The organism is Xylanibacter sp. (assembly GCF_057607445.1).
The window spans coordinates 1-1588 of the sequence record NZ_DBLZAX010000052.1 but is presented as its reverse complement, the minus strand read 5'-3'; the positions used below and the strand labels follow the sequence as shown (position 1 = coordinate 1588).

At 49.2% G+C, this 1588-nt stretch carries 1 protein-coding gene; it reads left to right on the top strand.

Features of this window, described 5'->3' with window-relative positions; translation table 11 throughout:
• Nucleotides 1-131 precede the first annotated feature (131 nt).
• Nucleotides 132-1418 carry an IS1380 family transposase gene (locus tag ACZMIG_RS14765; RefSeq protein WP_487889765.1) on the top strand — a complete coding sequence of 429 codons (1287 nt, stop codon included), beginning with the start codon at nt 132-134 and terminating at the stop codon, nt 1416-1418.
• Nucleotides 1419-1588: the final 170 nt, after the last annotated feature.

Sequence of the window (1588 nt, the reverse complement as noted above, 5' to 3'; positions counted from 1 at the left end):
ATTCCGCAACATGATTGATAATTATTTTTATAAGTTCCTGGGCAACAAAATGTTGCCCAGGATTTTGCCATGTCAGAGTTTTCACTTATCTTAGTGTTGCGAATCCAAAGACAAAGGAAACCGTAACAGACATGGCAAAGGTAGCAATAAAATCCGAGAAACTCACTCCTTTTGGAGGCATATTTCCAATCATGGAGCAATTTTCCTCCCTTCTCTCCCCTACAATTGACTCAACGCTTGGGTTGAGATGCAAACTCTATGGTTATCAATACAGCGAAATCATACGCTCGCTCATGTGCGTCTACTTCTGCGGCGGCTCTTGCGTTGAGGATGTCACCACCCACTTAATGAGTCATCTTTCCCTTCACCCCACACTCCGCACCTGCAGCGCCGACACCATCCTCAGGGCAATAAACGAACTGACCGGGGAAAATATCTCATACACATCTGATTCAGGAAAGTCCTATGACTTCAATACGGCAGACACGCTCAACACATTGCTCCTGAATTGCCTGTTGGCCACAGGGCAGCTGAAGGAGGGCGGGGAGTATGACGTTGACTTCGACCACCAGTTCATTGAGGCGGAGAAGTACGATGCAAAGCCCACATACAAGAAATTTCCTGGCTACAGGCCCGGCGTGGCCGTTATCGGCGACATGGTTGTCGGCATAGAGAACAGCGACGGCAACACCAACGTGCGCTTCCACCAGCAGGACACGCTGAAGAGGATTTTCGGGAGGCTTGAAGAAAGGAAACTGACAGTCAACCGCTTCAGGGCCGACTGCGGCTCATGCTCTGAAGACATTGTGGATGAGGCCAGGAAGCATTGCAGGACATTCTACATACGCGCCAACCGCTGCAGTTCGCTCTATGACGACATATTCGCGCTCAGAGGATGGAAGAAGGAAGAAATAAACGGCATTGAATTTGAGTTGAACTCCATTCTCGTTGAGAAGTGGAAAGGCAAACCGTACCGCCTGGTAATCCAGAGACAGAGACGCATGAGCGGTGAACTTGACCTGTGGGAGGGGGAATACACCTACCGCTGCATCCTGACCAATGACTACGAATCATCCATGAGGGACATCGTGGAATTCTATGACATGCGTGGTGGCAAGGAACGTATCTTCGATGACATGAACAATGGATTCGGATGGAACAGGCTTCCAAAATCCTTCATGGCGGAAAATACTGTGTTCCTGCTCCTGACAGCATTGATACGCAACTTCTACAAGGCCATCATGCAAAGGATTGAAGTCAAGAAGTTCGGGCTCAAGGAAACCAGCCGCATCAAGGCGTTTGTCTTCAGGTTCATCTCCGTACCAGCCAAGTGGATTAAGACCGCAAGGCAACACGTGCTGAACATCTACACCGGCAACCATGCCTATGCAGAAGCCTTCAAGACTTCTTCCGGATGATTCCCATCACTTGATGGCCACTGATTGCGTATTGCCTCAAGTCGCTTTATGGGGTAAGGGGATGGTATGCGCATTGAAACGGACGAGCGGACTGAATGGGTGGATTTCTAATCAAAAGCACATTTCTCTTCAGTCTGTAGCACTTCGTGAGGGAAGTCGCGGATTTGAGG

Coding starts and splice junctions, on each gene's coding strand:
- ACZMIG_RS14765 (WP_487889765.1), top strand. CDS start 132: ATGGCAAAGGTAGCAATAAAATCCGAGAAACTCACTCCTTTTGGAGGC.